This is a genomic window from Mycobacterium sp. IDUB_19 (assembly GCF_055419445.1).
In genome coordinates this window covers 1-18,341 of record NZ_JBVAXR010000018.1, presented here as the reverse complement: position 1 = coordinate 18,341, position 18,341 = coordinate 1, and the positions used below count along the sequence as shown (strand labels likewise).

Genomic DNA, 18,341 nt, shown 5'->3' with positions numbered 1-18,341 from the left:
GACTAGTTCGTGTTCAGTCGGGCAGTTGAGCCTCGGCCGCGGTCAGACGAGACGAGAGGGTCCCGTCGATCACTTCGTCGCCCACGGAGATCAGGAGCCCACCCAGCAGCTCGGCGTCGATCTGCAGCTGCACGGCCACGGGATGACCATAGATGCGGCTGAGCACCTCGGTGAGGCGAGTGCGCTGCGCATCACTGGGTTCGGCCGCCGCACTCACCTGCGCGACAACCTCGTTGCGCCGTGCCACCGCCGCTTCAGCCAAGAACATCACGGCGGCGTCAGCCGACTGCCCTCTCAGCAGCTCAATTGTCTGGGCCAGCAACGCGTTCGTAATCCGGTTGCTCCTGCCGGTCGCGCTGCTGAGCACATTGCGCAGCAACCCGACTCGGCCTTCGGCCGAAACCCCGTACTCGCCCAAGAGGACGGCAAGGCGCGGCTGCGCCTCAAGGATCCGAGCAAACCGGAACAACTGGTCTTCGACCTCGTCAACCCGATCCTCGCGCGCGGCAACTTCCAACAACGCTTGCCGCGCCACGTGTTCGACGGCGTCGACCAGATCCGCGTTGGCAGACCACCGCTCCGAAACGGCCATCCGTAACAACTCCAGAGTGGGATCGCCGACTTTGCCGGACAGCAAGCGCTCAAGCAACCTGACCCTGGGCGCGGCATCTTCGGAAGGCAGGGTGAGATACCGGGTGACGACGAGTTCGTCGTCCAGCATTTTGGTAACCGAAACCAGCTCAGCAGCAAGCTTTTCCAGTCCCGGATTGTCAAGATCGTTGGCTATGGCGTCGAACCGGTCCGTGACACTTTTCAGCGCCCGCCGACTGGCTGAGCGGAACTTCGCCATCAAGGGGTACTTGACCTCCGCCGCCGTCGGCGCCATGGCATCGAGCTCATCCAGGAAGCGGTCGACGGTGGCCGACTGCTGCGCCGCTTCTGCGACGTAGTTGCGCACCAATTCCTCTGCCTGGCGCACAGATTCGTGCCCGAGCTCCAGACGGAGCTGACGGCTCAGCTGTGCCCGCAGCAGTTCAGCCTGGCGCCCACCCTGTGCCCTGATGCGCTCCGCGTCGATTTCGGCCTGGGCCTGTAGCTGTTCGGCAATCCGTTCCGCGTCTGCCTTGGCTTCTTCGACGACCCGCTCAGCGTCCGATTTGGCCGCTTCCACAGCCTTGCTATGTGCAGTCGTCGACTCAGTGAGCCGTTCGGCGGCCTTCGCCGCGTCGTCCAGCTGTTGGCGCACCACATTCTGCCGAGTGGCCATCAACTTGCGTACTGGCGGCACGACATAACGCACCACCAGAAACACGATGGCGGCGAACCCGATCAGCTGTCCAATAAATGTCGACATTGATGATTACCTTGTCGCGGCCGAGGTAGTGACGTCCACGCCGAGGATTCGACTGGCCAGGGTCGCCGACATGGTCCCCACGTTGGCACGCAGATCCAATTCCACGGCGTCGCGTTCCCGCTTCAATTGTTCGCCGGCTTGCTGCAATGTCACCAGCACCTGCTGCTCGGCCCCGGCACGCGCGTCGTCGACGACCTTACGGCCTTCCGCCCGGGCGTGGTCGCGCAGCGACGACGCCTGGACGCGGGCGTCCCTCATGGCATTCTCGTAATCCGCTTGGGCGGCTTCGAACTGCTCGGTCGCCTTCTTGTTGTCGCTGGTGGTCTTGGCGACCATCGCGTCGCGTTCGCGCAACACCTTCATCACCGGCGGCACGACAAAAGTGCCGATGACAGCCAGCACGATCAGGAAGATCGCCAGCACGAAGAAGAAAGTGCCGTTGGGGACAAGAAAGTTATTGCCCCCCTCTGCTGCTAACTGGCTGGATGCCAGAACGCTGCGGCTCGCATCACCCATCACAGCGAACTAGCCGACGGGGGTAGCGAAGACGAACAGCGCCATGAAGGCCAGGTTGATGAAGTAGGCCGCCTCAACCAGACCGACGGTGATGAAGAACGGCGTGAACAACCGGCCTTGTGCCTCGGGTTGCCGGGCAATACCCGCAACCAGGGCGTTACCGGCAATACCGTCACCGATACCGGCACCGATTGCGCCGCCGCCCATGATGATTCCACCGCCGATGAGAGCAGCGGCAGCGACTTGGGGGTCCAGGGCCATTCTTTTCCTCCTTATAACTGGTAGCGGTCTACCAGGCTTCTGTAATGGTGTGTGGCTCGGGCCAATTCACGGTGATCTCAGTCATGGTGATCCTCGAGCTCCATGGCTTGGCTGAAGTACAAGATGGTCAGAATCGAGAAGATGAACGCCTGGATCGCACCGACGAACAGGTCGAACGCCTTCCAGATCGCGTTGGGTGCCCACATGATGTAGGGCGGGAAGAGCGCGATGAGCGCGACCAGGATGCCGCCGGCGAAGATGTTGCCAAAAAGTCGGAGCGACAACGAGATCGGCTTCGCGAGCTCTTCGACCAGGTTGATCGGTGCCAGGAACGCCACGTGGCCCTTGAGCACCGCCAGCGGATGTCCCACGATGCCGCGGCGCCAGATGCCGGCCACGTGGTAGGAGACGAATACGAAGAGGGCCAGGGCCAGCACGTAGTTGATGTCCGCGGCCGCCGAGCTGAGCAACTCGGTAGTGCGCCCGGATTTGTCGGTGTACTGCAGCGGCAGCACCGATAGCCAGTTGGAGACCAGGATGAAGATGAAGATGGTGACCGCCAGCGGCAAGACGAACGGCGCGATCCGCATCCCGACGGCGCTTTCGATCTGGTCGCGCATCTGAACGGTGATGGCCTCCCAGAACAACTGCACGCCGCTGGGGACGCCGGTCGAGGTGATCTTCGCGCGCAGGTAGAAGGCCAACGCGAGCACGACCAAGGCAGCGATCCCGGTCGACAGAATCGTGTCGGTGTTGACGGTCATCCCGAGCCAGGTGGCGTGGGTGTGCTCTCCGACCTCGATTGCGCCCTCGGCCAGGAACGTCGTCTCAGTCATCGCTGGTGTTCCCTCTTTCCGTTCCGTCCGCTGCCGACTCCGCCCAGTCTCCGGCGCGCAGTTTCTTCCATACCGGCAGTGCGGTCGACAGCACCAACACCACCTGGAACAGGGCCAAGCCGAACACCACGCCCAAGCCGGCGGGCCGGAAAATGTAAGCGATGATCAAGCCGATGACGGTGATGATCGCCAGTCGTGCCGCTGAATTCAGCGCCATCGTGCTTTTCATCGGATGTTCTTTCGCGGTGATCGATGCCACCGAGCGACGCACCAAAAGGGCGTTGAGCAAACCCAGCAGCAATCCGACGCCGAAGAACACTCCGACCATCAGGTGACCGGAGAAAGCGGCGGCAGCTATCACCACCGCGGTGATGGCAGCGCTCGTCACCAGGAGCCGGGCGGGATTGAAGGCAACAGAGGGAAACACCAACGGCGCGTCCTGCGCTGGTGTCGTCACTGCAGCACCTCACTCCGGATTGATGAAGCGGAAACCTTCCGACCGACTGATCGGTGGCCCGCCGAGCGTATCGCACGTCACAGTGGAATCACTCAAGGGGTATCTCCCTTTGTCGGTCGTCGATCGGCACTGTCGGAAAACGATCCGACGGCCCGGTTGGCCGGCAACCCTAAGGATTCTTTTCGGGGTTCTACCTGCACCGTACCATAAGGTCAGCGCTACTACTACTCCTCGTCGTAGTAGTCATCACGACGGCGCAAGAGCGGGATCACCGTCGCGACACCGGCTACCACAATGGCGCCCAGCATGACCGCGCCGGTATCGCGCGGGTTGAAAAAGATCGTGCTGGCGGCGCCGAACGCGACGATGCCCACCCATAAGTAGATGAGCAGTACGACCCGGCGATGCGAGTGACCGATCTGTAGCAACCTGTGGTGCAGATGCATCTTGTCGGGACTGAACGCGCTGCGGCCCGCACGGGTGCGCCGCACGATGGCCAGCAGCAGGTCGAGCATCGGCACGAACATCACCGCGACCACCAGCAGGAACGGTGACAGCAGAGCAAATACGTCGCGGGCGCCGTAGGCGTTTTGCGAGATCGGGCCGGCCGCGGTGGTGGACGCGGCAGCAAGCATCAAGCCGATCAGCATCGAGCCGGAGTCGCCCATGAAGATCTTGGCGCGATGGAAGTTGTGCGGCAGAAAGCCGAGACAGGCCCCGGCCAGCACGACGGAAATGACGGCGGGCGGATAGAACAGCACGTCGCCGCCGTGGTCGCGGAGCAGACCGACCGAGAACATGCAGATCGCCAGCGCGGTGATGAGTCCCAGCCCGGCCGCCAGCCCGTCGAGCCCGTCGACGAAGTTCATCGCGTTGACGATCGACACCGTCAGAGCCAGCGTCAGCAGGATCGACGACGCCTGGTCCAGCACGATGGTGCCGACGCCACCGAACGGGATGTACAGCACGCTCCACGCGACGCCCATGGTGACCAGCACGCTGGCGGCGGTGATCTGGCCGGCGAATTTCGTCAGAGCGTCCAGGCCCCACCGGTCGTCGATGAGTCCGATGCCCATGATCACCGCGCCCGCCACCAGCACCGCGGGCATACCACTGGAATAGACGAAACCGCGGGTGAGCGCGGGAAGCTGGGACGCCAAGAACACCGCGGAGAGAACACCGACGAACATCGCCAGCCCGCCCATGCGTGGGGTCGGCGTCACGTGCACGTCACGTTCGCGCGGATAGGCGACCGCACCCAAGCGGGTGGCCAGCACGCGCACCGGGCCGGTCGCAAAATAGGTGATGATCGCGGCGGTCAGTCCGACCAACGCAAGCTCGCGCAGCGGAACTCCGGCGCCGCGGTCGGACAGGGCGTGCAGACCAGCGGCAAGACTTGCTACGTCGCTAGACACCACGCGACCGTACGCCACCTTCCTTCAGACCTGAATCGGTGCTTCGTGACCGCTTCGCCGCTAGGCGATCAACCGTCCAGGGTCCATTCCGAGCACTTCCGCGACTCGCTCGACACTGACCGGTCCGGCTCGTAGCAGGCGCGGGGTCTCCCCGGTGAGGTCGACGATCGTCGAGGCGGCCTGCTGTTCGGAGGTCCCCGCGTCGAGATAGACGTCGACGAGATCGCCGAGTTGGCTGCGCGCCTCGGCGGCGTTCACCGCGGGCGGACGACCGGAGACGTTAGCGCTGGATACCGCCATCGGCCCGACCTCGCGCAACAGCTCGATCGCAACCGGGTGCAGCGGCATCCGCAGCATGACGGTGCCACGGGCATCGCCGAGATCCCACTGCAGCGACGGTGCTTGGGCCACCACCAGACTCAGTGCGCCAGGCCAGAATGCGCGGATCAGTTCGCGGGCCCCGTCCGGCACCGTGTAGACCAGGCCCTCGATGGTGTGCCAGGAACCCACCAGCACGCCGACCGGCATGTCGCGGCCGCGTCCCTTCGCCGAAAGCAATGCGGAAACGGCGGAGTTGTCGAAGGCGTCCGCGCCGATGCCGTACACCGTGTCAGTCGGCATCACCACCAGTCGGCCGCCCTTGAGCGCACCGACCGCCGAGGCGATTCCGGTCGAACGCTGTTCGGGCTCAGCGCAATTGAATACCTCAGTCACTCGGCACCGTTCCTTGAGGCAGTGACGAATCTTGGCCGGCCGGTGAGGTCTTGGCGCGCCCGGACGTCGTCGAAAAACCCGGTGCTCTGAGTCAATCCGACGGTCCGCGACGACGTGGTGTCATCGTGCTCGACGGCGAGCAGGCCACCGGGGCGAAGCCAGCGTCCGGCAAGGCCGACGACCGCGGGGATCACCGCCATCCCGTCCGGGCCACCGAATACCGCATGCGCTGGATCATACTGCGCGACTTCGGGTTCCAGCGCGACACCATCGGGCACGTAGGGCGGGTTGGCCACGACCAGGTCGACTCGTCCGTCCAGCTCGGGAAGCAGATCGGGTTTGGTGACGTCCGCGCGGACCAGCTCGACCGCGGTACCCTCGGCGTTGCGGCGCGCGTAGTCCAGGGCCGCATCGGAGTCGTCGATGCCGATGACGCGCGCAGCCGGCCAGTGGCGGGCCAACGTCACCGCCAAGGCACCGGATCCGGTGCACAGATCGACGATCACCGGCGCCGCGGGGAGGCGCTGCGCCACGGCCCACTCGAACATGGCCTCCGTCTCGGGGCGCGGGATGAAGACGCCGGGGCCGACGTGCAGCACAGCCGGGCCGAATGGCGCCGTGCCGGTGAGATGTTGCAACGGCACTCGCCGCGAGCGCGCAGCGATGACGTCGTGGTATCGCACCAAGAACTCGTCGTCGATCGACTCGATCAGGGTCAGCCGGCCGCGCTCGGCGCCGACGACGTGAGCGGCCAACTGCTCGGCATCGCAACGCGCAGAATCGATTCCGGCTTCGGCGAGCAACGCCGCAGCCGAGTCGATGGCGCGCCGCAGGACCGTCATGCCTGTTGCAACCGCACCTGTTTGTCGGCCGCGCCCAATGCGTCGAACAACGCATCCAGGTCGCCGTCGAGAACCTGGTCGAGATTGTGTGCCTTGAAACCGATTCGGTGATCAGTGATCCGGTTCTCCGGGAAGTTATAGGTGCGAATTCGTTCGCTGCGATCCACGGTGCGGATCTGGCTGGCCCGATCCGCCGATGCGTCGGCCTGTGCCTGCTCCTCGGCGAGTGCCTGCAAACGGGCGGCAAGCACCTGCATCGCCCGGATCTTGTTCTGCAGCTGTGATCGTTCGTTTTGACAGGTGACGACAATTCCGGTGGGCAGGTGGGTGATTCGCACCGCCGAGTCGGTGGTGTTGACACCCTGCCCACCCTTGCCGGACGACCGGTAGACGTCGATACGCAGATCGGTCTCGTCGATCTGCACCGCGCCTACTTCCTCGGGCTCGGGGTAGACCAGCACGCCTGCCGCCGAAGTATGCACGCGGCCTTGGGATTCCGTCACAGGGACCCGCTGTACGCGGTGTACCCCGCCCTCGAACTTCAAGCGTGACCACACCCCGTCGACCGAGTCGCCCTTGCTGGCGATGGTCAGGGTGGCATCCTTGTAGCCACCCAGATCGGAGATGGTTTCGTCCAGCACCGTCACGGTCCACCCATGCCGCTCGGCGTAGCGGATGTACATACGGGCCAAATCGGCCGCGAACAATGCCGATTCCTCGCCGCCTTCACCGGATTTGACTTCCAGCACGACGTCGTCGGCGTCATGCGGATCGCGCGGCGCGAGCATGTCGGTGAGTTGGGTGTCCAGTTCGGCCACGCGTGCTTCGAGTTCGACGACCTCTTCGGCGAACGACTCATCGTCGGCGGCCAGTTCTCGCGCGGCCTCCAGGTCGCCGCGGGCCGACTCCAGCTTGCGGTGCGTGGCGACGATCGGGGCCAGGCGGGCGAATCGCCGGCCGGCCTTGCGCGCCTCGTCGGGATTGCTGTGCAGCGCGGGATCGGCAAGTCGCTGCTCCAGTTCGGCGTGTTCGGCGAGCAGCACGTCAATCGTCTGTACCGGCTTCGTCATCACACACCTCCTCCCCGTTCTCCGCGAGCTTATTTCCCGCAAACGCGAACCGACGCCCGGCCTGCGCAACGTCGTGCACAGTTCGGGCGTCGGTAAGGCAGCTATTTGTCGGTCGACTCCGCCGTGTCGGCTCCGGCCTTCCGCTTTCCGTAGCGCTTCTCGAAACGCGCCACGCGGCCACCGCTGTCCAGGATCTTCTGCTTACCGGTGTAGAAGGGGTGGCACTGCGAGCAGACCTCGACGGTGATGTGGCCACCCTCTTTGGTGCTGCGGGTCTGGAAAGTGTTGCCGCAGCCGCAGAGCACCGTGGTCTCCACGTAGGCGGGATGAATGTCAGCTTTCATGATGTCCTCTTCGATCGTTGTCGCCCTGGTCCCCCGCAGGGATCCGGCCGTCGGGCGGGAACTAAAGAACGGGAGGCGGTCCCGGGCAGTCGACGCTCGATTATGCCAGGTCAACCACCTTCTCCCCAAACACCGAGATGCGCCCGCACATTCCCGGTGGCGTAACCCGTCCGGCTTTCGCGGGTCAGGCCCGTCTGTAGGGCCCCCGTTGCCCGTTGCGCGTCCACAAGACGCCGCCCTCGGGCGCTGCTCCGCGGGCGGTCAACTCCCGTTTGACGACCTTGTTGGTCGCCGTGGTCGGCAGCCGATCGGTGAGCCAGACATACCGTGGCCACGCCTTGGGAGACAGGTCGGGCTGACCAGCCAAAAACCGCTCGAACTCGTCGGGCGTGAGCTCGGCGTCGTCCTGCAAGATGATCGCCGCCATCACCTGGTCGCCGACGTGTTCGTCCGGGACCGCGTACACGGCGACCTGGCTGATCGGCGTCAACCGTTGCAGGATGCGCTCGATGGGCGCGGTGGTCATGTTCTCGCCGTCCACGCGCAGCCAGTCCCCGCTGCGACCGGCGAAGTAGAGCCATCCGTCGGCATCTCGGTACGCCAGGTCACCCGACCAGAACATCCCCTGGCGGAGGCGTGCGTCGGTCGCCTCGGGGTCGTTGTAATAGCCGGCGAACAATCCCGCGCCGGTGGCGTTGACCAGCTCCCCGATCGCATCCTCGGCGTTGGTCAGGGCGCCGTCGTCGCCGAATGTGGCGACCGCGCACTCCGCGCCAGTCTCCGGGTTGTGGATGGCGACGCCCGGGAAGCCCTTGCCGAGCGATCCGGGCGGGCAGCCGTCCTCGCGGGTGATGATGATCGCGCCCTCAGTGGAACCGAAGCCGTCCCACACCGTGCAGTCGAAACGACGGCTGAACTCGGCGATATCGCGATCGCTCGCCTCGTTGCCAACAGCGACCCGCAGCGGGTTGTCGCGGTCGTCGGGCCGCTCCGGCGTGGCCAGCACAAAGGCCAATGGTTTGCCGACGTAGTTCATGAAGGTGGCCCCGTACCTGCGCAGATCGGGAAGCAGCCGAGACGCCGAGAACGTCGCGGGGACCATAGCCGCGCCGGCGCCCACCCCCACGCTCCATCCGGTAAATAGCGCGTTGGCGTGAAACAGGGGCATCGACATGTAGCAGACATCGGAAGCGTCGAGCTCGAATCGCGCGATCAGGGTTGCGCCGGCAAACAGCACGGTGAAATGGGTAACCTGCACAGCCTTCGGGTCGCCGCTGGTCCCCGAGGTGAACATCATCATGAAGGTGTCGGTGGGTGTGACCTCGCGATATGGGGTCAATGGCCCGGCACCGTCACGCCGTGCCGACCAGGACTCACTCGACACGTCGAACACCTGCACACCGGGCAGTTCCAGCCCATCCAGCAACCCCTTGTGGGCTGGATCGGTGAGCAGGATCTGGCAGTCGGCCCGCAAGATATCGCCGGCCAGTGCGGCGCCGCGACGGGTGTCGTTGATTCCGCACAGCACATACCCGCCGAGGGCGGCCGCCGCCATGGCGGTGAGCATTTCGGGAGTGTTGCCGAGCAACGTGCCCACATGCAGCGGACGGCCCGGATCGGCGACGCCGACCAGCGCGGCGGCAGTAGCGGTGGCATCGGCGAGGTGTTCTCGCCAGGTACAGACCTGGTCGCCGTACTTCAGCGCGGGCGTGTCCTGCGCCAGACGTTCACGAAGCAGTTGCTGAAGCGTCTCCGCCACAGCTTGCGACGTTAGTCGTTGTCCATGTTCCCCGGTGTCGTCTTGGACACCTGGACCAGGAACTCGTAATTGGTCTTCGTCTTGCGCAGCTGCGACATGAGCAGGTCGATGGCCTGGTGGGAATCCAGACCCGACAGCACGCGGCGGAGCTTGTGCACAATGCCGAACTCATCGGGCGAGAGCAACAGCTCGTCTTTTCTTGTGCCAGAAGGGTTTACGTCGACCGCCGGGAAGACCCGGCGCTCCGAGATCTTGCGGTCCAGCTTCAGCTCGGCGTTACCGGTGCCCTTGAACTCCTCGAAGATGACCGTGTCACCGGTGGATCCGGTCTCGACCATCGCCGTGGCGATGATGGTCAGCGACCCGCCTTCTTCGATGTTGCGTGCGGCGCCCAGGAAGCGCTTCGGCGGATACAGCGCGGTGGAGTCGACACCACCGGACAGGATCCGGCCCGACGCGGGCGACGCGTTGTTGTACGCGCGGCCCAGGCGGGTGATCGAGTCAAGCAGCACCACCACGTCCTTGCCCTGCTCGACGAGCCGCTTGGCGCGCTCGATGGCCAGCTCGGCGACGGCCGTGTGGTCGGTCGGTGGCCGGTCGAACGTCGAGGCGATGACCTCGCCTTTGACCGAACGCGTCATGTCGGTGACCTCCTCAGGCCGCTCGTCGACGAGCACGACCATCAGGTGGCATTCCGGGTTGTTCTGCGTGATCGCGTTGGCGATGTCCTGCAAGATCGTCGTCTTACCGGCCTTGGGCGGCGACACGATCAGGGCGCGCTGACCCTTACCGATCGGCATGATCAGGTCGATGACCCGCGTGGTCAGCCGGTCCGGAGTGGTCTCCAGACGAAGCCGCTGGTTGGGGTAGAGCGGCGTCAGCTTGCTGAAATCGGGCCGCTTTCTCGCGTCTTCGACCGGACCGCCATTGACGCTGTCGAGGCGGACCAGCGGGTTGAACTTCTGCCGCTGGTTGGTCTGCTCGCCCTCCTTGGGCACCCGAACCGCGCCGGTCACCGCATCTCCGCGGCGCAGGCCGTTCTTGCGCACCATGTTCATGGACACGTAGACGTCGTGCGGACCGGCCAGATAGCCGGAAGTACGCACGAAGGCGTAGTTGTCGAGAACGTCAAGGATGCCGGCTACCGGCTGGACGACGTCGTCCTCACGCAGTTCGGCGTCGCCGCCACCTTCGCCCGAGCGTTCACCGCGGCGCCTGCGATCGCGATCGCGGAACCGGCGGCCCCGCCGGCCCTGGCGCCCGTCGCCGTCGTCATCTTGCTGATTGGAGCCACCACGATTCTGCTGGCCGCCCGAGCCTTGCTGGTCGCCGGCGTCGGATGAGCGCTCGTCGGTCTTGGTTTCCTTCTGGCCCGAGTCACGCTTGTCGGAGTTACGCTTGTCGGCCTCGCGAGTGGCGGTGCCGTTGCGGTTCTCCGAGCCCTCGCGATCCGACTCATCGGCGGTGCGGGCGGCCGACCCCGCGTCACGGGAGGCGCCGCGTCGTTCCCGGCGCGGGCCACCCTCGGTCGCCGAATCCTTCTGTTCCCCTTGGGCAGTCGGCGCTTCGCCGTCAGTTTTCTGTTCGTTCTTTTCTTGGTCAGACTTGCCGGTGTCCTCGGACGGGGCGGCGCCGGCGGAAGTGCCGTTGGCCTGTCCCCTGATTTCCTTGATCGCGGCAATGAGTTCGTTCTTGCGCATACCCGACGTGCCCTTGACACCGGCTTGATTAGCCAGCGCACGCAACTCGGGCAGCACCATGGTGGACAGGGAGCCGGCCGAGACGTTGGATTTGACGTCTGGAGTGTCGGTGGTCACGGCGTTCGACAGCTGATTGCTGTCGGTGCTTTCGTCAGCCGTGAACAGGTCCGTATCAGTCACGGATTTCCTTTCTTCCCTCGCTGATCACGTCATACGAGGGGTTCGTTGCATTCAGCCAAATTGCCGAATGCGCCCAATCATCGACTCTGCGACGGTGGTCGCCTGGATGGGCGGAGAAAACGGCGAACCTCGTCCACGAGAAGAATTGGTGTTATCCCAGCGGCAAGGCAGTATGTATGCAGATGCAGAATCCTGCGATTGCTGGACGATGCCGAGGATAACCCGCATCTGAGCCTGAAGCAAGCAAACCCTCCGGTGAGCCTGTGGATTAACCGGCGATTGTGGCACCGGGACCCCAGCGAACTCCTTCGCCGGCTGTCATCTCGGTAATGGTAAATCCGTGGGCAGAGCCATAGTCCAGCGCCTCCGAAGGCAGCTCCGGCTTCGTCGTCAGTGCAATGACAGACGGACCCGCCCCCGAGAGTGTCGCTGACACGTTAAGACGCCGCAGCAGTCGCAGATATTCCGCCGAGGCCGGCATCGCGGGTGCGCGTTGCGGCTGGTGAAGCGCGTCCTCGGTGGCTGCCATCAGCAGATCGGGGCGTTCGGTCAGCGCGACCACCAGTAATGCGGCCCGGCTGACGTTGAACCTGGCGTCCTCGTGACTGACCTGCGCGGGCAGCAGCACCCGGGTCTCCGCGGTCGAGGAGCGCTCCTCGGGGATCGCGCAGAACAGCCGGATATCGGGATGCAGGGCCAGGGCGACGGCCGAGTAGTCGGGCGTGTCGCCGGTGCGGTCGATCCAGGAAACGACCGCGCCGCCCAGCACCGCGGCGGCGGCGTTGTCGGGGTGACCCTCGAACTCCGAGGACAGCTGGATCAGCTGCGCTTCGCTGAGTGGATCCGAATCCGTCTGTGCAACAAGGCCATTGACCGCTGCAAGGCCGCTCACCACCGCGGCCGCGGACGAGCCGAGGCCGCGAGAATGCGGGATGGCGTTGCGACAGCGCACCACCATCCCGGGAGCGCAGACGCCGGCGGCCTGCAACCCACGCTCGATGGCACGCACCACCAGATGCTCGGGGCCCAGCGGTACCTGACCGGCGCCCTCTCCCTCGACCTGCACAACCAAGCCGGAATCGATTGTCTCCAGGACGATCTCGTCGTAGAGACTCAACGCCAGACCGATGCTGTCGAAACCCGGGCCAAGGTTGGCGCTGGACGCCGACACCACGGCACTGGCCACCAGCCCGGCGGGCAGCATCTGATTCACCGGCAAGCACTCACTACGCCAGCCCCAACTTCTCCACGACCAGTACAGGATCCACCGGCAGCGCCGAAACGCTCGGCATATCCTTCAGCGCCGTGTCGGGATCCTTGAGGCCGTTGCCCGTCACCGTGCACACCACGGTCGATCCGCGGGCCACCCACCCGTCTTCGACGGACTTGAGCAGACCCGCGATGCTGGCCGCGGACGCGGGCTCGACGAACACGCCCTCGGATTCGGCCACCAGATGGTATGCCGCCAAGATCTCCTCGTCGGTCGCGGCCAGGAAGCGCCCATTGGATTGCTCCTGGGCCGCAACCGCGGCCGACCAAGACGCCGGTGAACCGATGCGGATCGCGGTGGCGATGGTCTCGGGGTTCTTGACGGGTTTGCCGTGTACCAGGGGTGCCGCTCCGGCCGCCTGGGTACCCAGCATGCGGGGCAGCTTCTCGAACATGCCCTCCTGGTGGTACTCGGTGTAGCCCTTCCAGTAAGCGGTGATGTTCCCCGCGTTGCCGACGGGAAGCGAATGGACGTCTGGAGCGGTGCCCAGGGCGTCCACGATTTCGAACGCAGCCGTCTTCTGTCCCTCGATACGCACCGGGTTGACCGAGTTGACCAAGGAGATCGTCGGGAAGTCGGCGGCCATCTTGCGAGCCAGCTCCAGGCAGTCATCGAAGTTTCCGTCGATCTGAATGATTTTGGCGCCGTGCATAACCGCCTGCGCGAGCTTGCCCATCGCGATCTTGCCCTGGGGTATCAGCACCGCGCAGGTGATGCCGGCGCGCGCAGCGTAAGCGGCCGCGGACGCCGAGGTGTTTCCGGTCGACGCGCACAACACGGCCTGTTGCCCGCGGGCCACCGCGTCGGTGACCGCCATCGTCATGCCCCGGTCTTTGAAGGACCCGGTGGGGTTGAGACCTTCGACCTTGAGGTGGACCGTGCAGCCGGTCATTTCCGACAGCCGGGCCGCGGGGATCAGCGGGGTACCACCCTCGAGCAGGGTGATCGGCGTCCAGTCGTCACCGACCGGCAACCGGTCGCGGTAGGCGGCGATCAGGCCCGGCCAGGGTTTGTGGATGGCGGTCCGCGGCGTGCTCATATGCTGGTTCCTTCCAATCTCAGCACGCTTGCCACACTCTGCACGACGTCCAAATCGGCCAGCGCGTCCACTGTTTCGGAGAGTGCAGCGTCGGTGGCGCTGTGCGTGACCACCACGATGCGGGCCCCAACCCGACGTCCACCTTCGTCCGCGACGCCTTCCTGACGGACTTCGGCGATGCTGACCTCGCGCTTGGCGAATTCAGCTGCCACCGCGGACAACACGCCGGGCTTGTCGGCGACGTTCATGCTGACGTAGTAACGGGTGGATATGAAACCCATTGGCGCGATCGGCAATTGGGCGTACTTGGACTCCTTTGGCCCACGGCTGCCCAGCACCCGGTTGCGGGCGGCCATCACCAAGTCACCAGTCACCGCCGATGCGGTGGGCGCGCCGCCGGCGCCCTGGCCGTAGAACATCAGCCGCCCCGCCGCCTCGGCCTCCACCACCACCGCGTTGAAGGCCCCGCTGACGGTGGCCAGCGGATGCGACAGCGGCACCAGCGCCGGATAGACCCGCGCCGAGACCCGTTGCTGACCGTCGTCTGTGGTGATGCGCTCGCAGATCGACAGCAGCTTGATGGTGCAGCCCAACGCATGTGCGGACGTGAAGTCCGCCGGGGTGACGTTGGTGATGCCTTCGCGATAGACGTCGTCGGCGGTCACCCGGGTGTGGAAGGCGATCGAGGCCAGGATCGCGGCCTTGGCCGCGGCGTCGTAGCCCTCGACGTCGGCCGTGGGATCGGCCTCGGCGTAGCCCAGCGCACTCGCGTCGGCCAGGGCGCTGGCGTAATCGGTGCCGGTGCTGTCCATCGCGGAAAGGATGTAGTTGGTGGTGCCGTTGACGATGCCGGCCACCCGCACCACCGTGTCACCGGCCAGCGACTGGGTGAGCGGGCGGATGACCGGGATCGCGCCCGCGACTGCCGCCTCGAAATACAAGTCGACATGCGCATTTTCGGCTGCTTGCGCCAGTTCTTCGGTCGATGTGGCCAACAACGCCTTGTTGGCCGTGACGACGGACTTGCCGTGCTCGAGCGCGGCCAGGATTGCCTTGCGCGACGGCTCGACCGGCCCCATCAATTCGACGACGATATCGACGTCTTCCCGCGACACCAGCTCTTCGATGTTGTCGGTGAGCAGCTCGACGGGGACACCGCGATCGGCTGCGACGCGCCGGACTCCGATGCCGCGCAGCGCGAGAGGCGCACCGACACGGGCCGCGAGATCGTCCGCGCTCTCCTCGATGATGCGGACGACTTGGCTGCCGACGTTGCCGAACCCGAGTACCGCTACGCCGACTGGCTTTCCATTATCGGACACAGTTCACCTCACTTCCAGACTCAGCAGATCGTCGACCGTCTCCCGGCGCAGGATCGGGCGGGCCCGCCCATCGCGAATCGCTATCACGGCGGGCCGGCAGATCATGTTGTAACGGCTTGAGAGCGAATAGCAGTAGGCACCGGTCGCGGCCACGCCGAGCAGGTCCCCCGGCCTGAGATCGCCGGGCACCCAGGTGTCGCGCACGACGATATCGCCGCTCTCGCAGTGCTTTCCGACGATGCGGGCCAGCGCCGCCGGTGCGTCGCTGGTCCTCGACACCAGCCGGGCGTCGTACTGCGCGTCGTAGAGCGCGGTGCGGATGTTGTCGCTCATGCCACCGTCGACGCTGACGTAACGGCGGATTGCCGTGGTGCTGACCTCGACGTCCTTGACGGTGCCGACTTCGTAGAGCGTGATGGTCCCCGGTCCGGCGATGGCCCGACCGGGCTCGACCACGAGCCTGGGGGTGGGTAAGCCCACGGCCGCGGACTCGTTGCTGATGATCGTGCTCAGCTTGGCGGCCAGTTCGGCCATCGGGGGCGGGTCGTCGGAGGCCAGGTACGAGATGCCCAGGCCGCCACCGAGATCGACGGTGGAGATCTGCGCGGTCTTGTCCACACCGAACGCAGTGACGACCTCCTGCAGCAGCCCGAGGACACGGCGCGCGGCCAGTTCGAAGCCGGCGACGTCGAAGATCTGCGAACCGATGTGGCTGTGCAACCCGACCAGTCGCAGGTGATCGGTCGCGAATACTCGCTCCACCGCTGCCATGGCCGCGCCGCCGGCCACCGACAGACCGAACTTCTGATCCTCATGCGCGGTGGAGATGAACTCGTGGGTGTGCGCCTCGACGCCGACGGTAAGTCGGACGAAGACATCCTGGACGACGCCCGCCTCACCCGCGATGGTTTCGATGCGCTCGATTTCGGTCATCGAGTCCACCACGACATGTCCCACACCGGCTTTGACCGCGGTCGTCAGCTCCGCGACAGATTTGTTGTTGCCGTGGAAGGTAATCCGCTCCGGCGGGAAGTCGGCGTGCAGCGCAACGGCCAATTCCCCGCCGGTGCACACGTCGAGCGAGAGGCCCTCTTCGTCGATCCAGCGCGCTATCTCGGTGCACAGGAATGCTTTAGCGGCGTAGTGGACATTGGCGCCGCCGCCGAATGCCGTCGCGATCTCTCGGCAGCGCGAGCGGAAGTCGTCCTCGTCGATGACGAAGAGCGGGGTTCCGTATTCCTGGGCCAGATTGGTCACCGGGATACCGGCGATGACCGCGACCCCGGCTTCGTTGCGAACCATGTTGCGCGGCCAGACATTCGGCGCCAACGCCAGCAGCTCCTCCGGCGACTGCGGCCGGGGCGGGCTGTCCGCGTGACGGACTTCTTCGGCGTGCCGGGGACCGGCAGGATGGACGTTCACATTCTCTCCGGGGCGCTGACGCCGAGTATTTCCAGCCCGTTGGCGATGACCTGGCGGGTGGCCTGGCACAACGCCAGGCGGGCGATGTGCAGGTCGGTGGGTTGTTCATCGCCCTGGGGCAATACCCGGCACGAGTCGTAGAACCGGTGGTAATCACCGGCGAGGTCCTCCAGATAACGGCAGATCCGGTGCGGTTCCCGCAGGGACGCAGCGGAGTCGAGCACCCGCGGGAATTCTCCGATGGTGCGCAGCAGCGCACCCTCCTTGTCATGGCTGAGCAATTCGAGGTGCCCGGTGTCGGGGATCAGGCCGAGCTCGGCGGCATTGCGCGCCAGCGCCGAGAGCCGGGCATGCGCGTATTGCACGTAATAGACCGGGTTTTCATTCGACGCCGAGGACCACAGCGCCAGATCGATGTCGATGGCGGTGTCCACCGACGACCGGGTCAGGCTGTAGCGCGCGGCATCCACGCCGAGGGCGTCCACCAGGTCGTCGAGCGTGATCACGGTGCCTGCGCGCTTGCTCATCCGCACCGGCTGGCCGTCGCGGACCAAGTTGACCATCTGACCGATGAGCACCTCGACCGTGGCCGGGTCGTCGCCGAACGCGGCCGCCACCGCCTTGAGTCGGGCGATGTACCCGTGGTGGTCGGCACCGAGCATGTAGATGCACAGGTCGAAACCGCGCTGCCTTTTGTCCAGGTAATAGGCGATATCGCCGGCGATGTAGGCCGGTTTGCCGTCGCTCTTGATCACGACGCGGTCTTTATCGTCGCCAAAAGCGCTGGTGCGCAACCAAGTTGCGCCGTCCTTCTCGAAGACGTTGCCGGTTTCGCGAAGCCTGGCGATGGCCTGGTCGACGAGGCCGCTGGTGTGCATCGACTCTTCGTGGGTGTAGACGTCGAAGTCGGTGCCGAACTCGTGCAGCGATGCCTTGATGTGGGTGAACATCAGGTCGACGCCGATTTCGCGGAAGGTCTCGTGCATCTCGGCGTCGGGCAGGCTGAGCGCGTCGGGCGCCTTCTGCAGCACGTCCGCGGCGATGTCGACGATGTAGCTGCCGGCGTAGCCGTCCTCCGGGGTCGGCTCCCCCTTGGCCGCCGCGATCAGCGAGCTTGCGAATCGGTCGATCTGCGCGCCGTGGTCGTTGAAATAGTATTCGCGGACGACATCGGCGCCCTGTGTCGAGAGCAGCCGGCCCAGCGCGTCGCCGACCGCGGCCCACCGGGTCCCGCCGATGTGGATCGGTCCGGTCGGGTTGGCCGAGACGAATTCCAGATTGATCTTGCGGCCGGCCAGCGTGTCGGCGTGACCGAAGCGGTCGCCGGCGTCGATGACGTTATTCACGACCTTGGCTTGCGCCGATGACTCGAGGCGCAGGTTGATGAAGCCCGGGCCCGCGACTTCCGCCGAGGAAACACCGTCGGCGCCGGTCAGCGCCTCGGCGAGCCATCCGGCCAGCTCACGCGGGTTGGCGCCGACCTTCTTGCCCAGCTGCATCGCCAGGTTGCTCGCGTAATCGCCGTGCTCGGGATTACGAGGGCGCTCCACGGTGACCGTCGCCGGTAACGCCGACACGTCAAGGCCATGCTCGGCAAGCACCGCGGATGCGGTGGTTTTGAGCAGCTCAGCCAGGTCAGCGGGTGTCACGAGCGTCCATCCTATTGGTTAGCGTGCCTACGCCCCGAATCCATTGCGGTGACGAAGCGGCCACCCGGATGCGTTAGTCTGTCGGGGCCCAATGGCGCAGCATTTTTATCACTGCGCCCCCGTAGCTCAGGGGATAGAGCGTCTGCCTCCGGAGCAGAAGGCCGCAGGTTCGAATCCTGCCGGGGGCACCA

Annotated in this window: 17 protein-coding genes and 1 tRNA gene; 1 reads left to right on the top strand and 17 read right to left on the bottom strand. The window is 65.4% G+C overall.

Annotated features, from left to right (window positions below):
• Window positions 1–13 precede the first annotated feature (13 nt).
• The 17 genes from ACZY0B_RS15775 to argS form a co-directional block, all read right to left on the bottom strand.
• Window positions 14–1,354, bottom strand: coding sequence for a F0F1 ATP synthase subunit B/delta (locus tag ACZY0B_RS15775; RefSeq protein WP_463765073.1), 1,341 nt, complete (start codon window positions 1,352–1,354; stop codon window positions 14–16).
• Window positions 1,355–1,360: 6 nt separating this feature from the next.
• Window positions 1,361–1,870, bottom strand: coding sequence for a F0F1 ATP synthase subunit B (locus ACZY0B_RS15770; RefSeq protein ID WP_463765071.1), 510 nt, complete (start codon window positions 1,868–1,870; stop codon window positions 1,361–1,363).
• A 9-nt stretch (window positions 1,871–1,879) separates the two neighbouring features.
• Window positions 1,880–2,125, bottom strand: a complete 246-nt coding sequence (locus tag ACZY0B_RS15765; RefSeq protein ID WP_090609504.1) for a F0F1 ATP synthase subunit C — start codon at window positions 2,123–2,125, stop codon at window positions 1,880–1,882.
• Between the two features lie 83 nt (window positions 2,126–2,208).
• Complete coding sequence (gene atpB, locus ACZY0B_RS15760; RefSeq protein ID WP_463765070.1) at window positions 2,209–2,967, bottom strand: F0F1 ATP synthase subunit A; 759 nt, start codon at window positions 2,965–2,967, stop codon at window positions 2,209–2,211.
• Complete coding sequence (locus tag ACZY0B_RS15755; RefSeq protein ID WP_463765069.1) at window positions 2,960–3,424, bottom strand: ATP synthase subunit I; 465 nt, start codon at window positions 3,422–3,424, stop codon at window positions 2,960–2,962. The genes atpB and ACZY0B_RS15755 overlap by 8 nt, the downstream gene beginning before the upstream one ends.
• 224 nt (window positions 3,425–3,648) lie before the next feature.
• Entirely contained in the window at window positions 3,649–4,857 is a 1,209-nt protein-coding gene (rfe, locus tag ACZY0B_RS15750) for a UDP-N-acetylglucosamine--decaprenyl-phosphate N-acetylglucosaminephosphotransferase (RefSeq protein ID WP_463765067.1), read from the bottom strand.
• A gap of 42 nt (window positions 4,858–4,899) precedes the next feature.
• Entirely contained in the window at window positions 4,900–5,553 is a 654-nt protein-coding gene (locus ACZY0B_RS15745) for an L-threonylcarbamoyladenylate synthase (protein ID WP_463765066.1), read from the bottom strand.
• The gene (gene prmC / locus ACZY0B_RS15740) at window positions 5,550–6,395 is read right to left on the bottom strand and encodes a peptide chain release factor N(5)-glutamine methyltransferase (RefSeq protein WP_463765065.1); all 846 of its coding nucleotides are present in this window, start codon (window positions 6,393–6,395) and stop codon (window positions 5,550–5,552) included. Before prmC ends, ACZY0B_RS15745 begins: the two co-directional genes overlap by 4 nt.
• Window positions 6,392–7,465 carry a peptide chain release factor 1 gene (prfA, locus tag ACZY0B_RS15735; protein WP_463765064.1) on the bottom strand — a complete coding sequence of 358 codons (1,074 nt, stop codon included), beginning with the start codon at window positions 7,463–7,465 and terminating at the stop codon, window positions 6,392–6,394. Before prfA ends, prmC begins: the two co-directional genes overlap by 4 nt.
• A gap of 101 nt (window positions 7,466–7,566) precedes the next feature.
• Entirely contained in the window at window positions 7,567–7,809 is a 243-nt protein-coding gene (gene rpmE, locus ACZY0B_RS15730; RefSeq protein ID WP_463765063.1) for a 50S ribosomal protein L31, read from the bottom strand.
• Window positions 7,810–7,993: 184 nt separating this feature from the next.
• Window positions 7,994–9,568, bottom strand: coding sequence for a fatty-acid--CoA ligase FadD1 (fadD1, locus tag ACZY0B_RS15725; RefSeq protein WP_463765062.1), 1,575 nt, complete (start codon window positions 9,566–9,568; stop codon window positions 7,994–7,996).
• An 11-nt stretch (window positions 9,569–9,579) separates the two neighbouring features.
• Entirely contained in the window at window positions 9,580–11,448 is a 1,869-nt protein-coding gene (gene rho, locus ACZY0B_RS15720; protein WP_463765061.1) for a transcription termination factor Rho, read from the bottom strand.
• A 268-nt stretch (window positions 11,449–11,716) separates the two neighbouring features.
• Window positions 11,717–12,652 (bottom strand): homoserine kinase, encoded by a 936-nt coding sequence (thrB, locus tag ACZY0B_RS15715; protein WP_463765139.1) that lies wholly within the window; start codon window positions 12,650–12,652, stop codon window positions 11,717–11,719.
• Between the two features lie 22 nt (window positions 12,653–12,674).
• On the bottom strand, window positions 12,675–13,757 hold the full coding sequence (thrC, locus tag ACZY0B_RS15710; protein ID WP_463765059.1) for a threonine synthase: 1,083 nt from the start codon (window positions 13,755–13,757) through the stop codon (window positions 12,675–12,677).
• The gene (locus ACZY0B_RS15705) at window positions 13,754–15,079 is read right to left on the bottom strand and encodes a homoserine dehydrogenase (RefSeq protein WP_463765058.1); all 1,326 of its coding nucleotides are present in this window, start codon (window positions 15,077–15,079) and stop codon (window positions 13,754–13,756) included. Before ACZY0B_RS15705 ends, thrC begins: the two co-directional genes overlap by 4 nt.
• Window positions 15,080–15,082: 3 nt before the next feature.
• A complete protein-coding gene (gene lysA, locus ACZY0B_RS15700) occupies window positions 15,083–16,501 on the bottom strand; it encodes a diaminopimelate decarboxylase (RefSeq protein ID WP_463765057.1) in 1,419 nt (472 codons plus the stop codon).
• The gene (argS, locus tag ACZY0B_RS15695) at window positions 16,498–18,150 is read right to left on the bottom strand and encodes an arginine--tRNA ligase (RefSeq protein ID WP_463765056.1); all 1,653 of its coding nucleotides are present in this window, start codon (window positions 18,148–18,150) and stop codon (window positions 16,498–16,500) included. Before argS ends, lysA begins: the two co-directional genes overlap by 4 nt.
• A 115-nt stretch (window positions 18,151–18,265) precedes the next feature.
• Here argS and ACZY0B_RS15690 point away from each other — a divergent pair.
• Window positions 18,266–18,341 (top strand) — tRNA-Arg (locus ACZY0B_RS15690).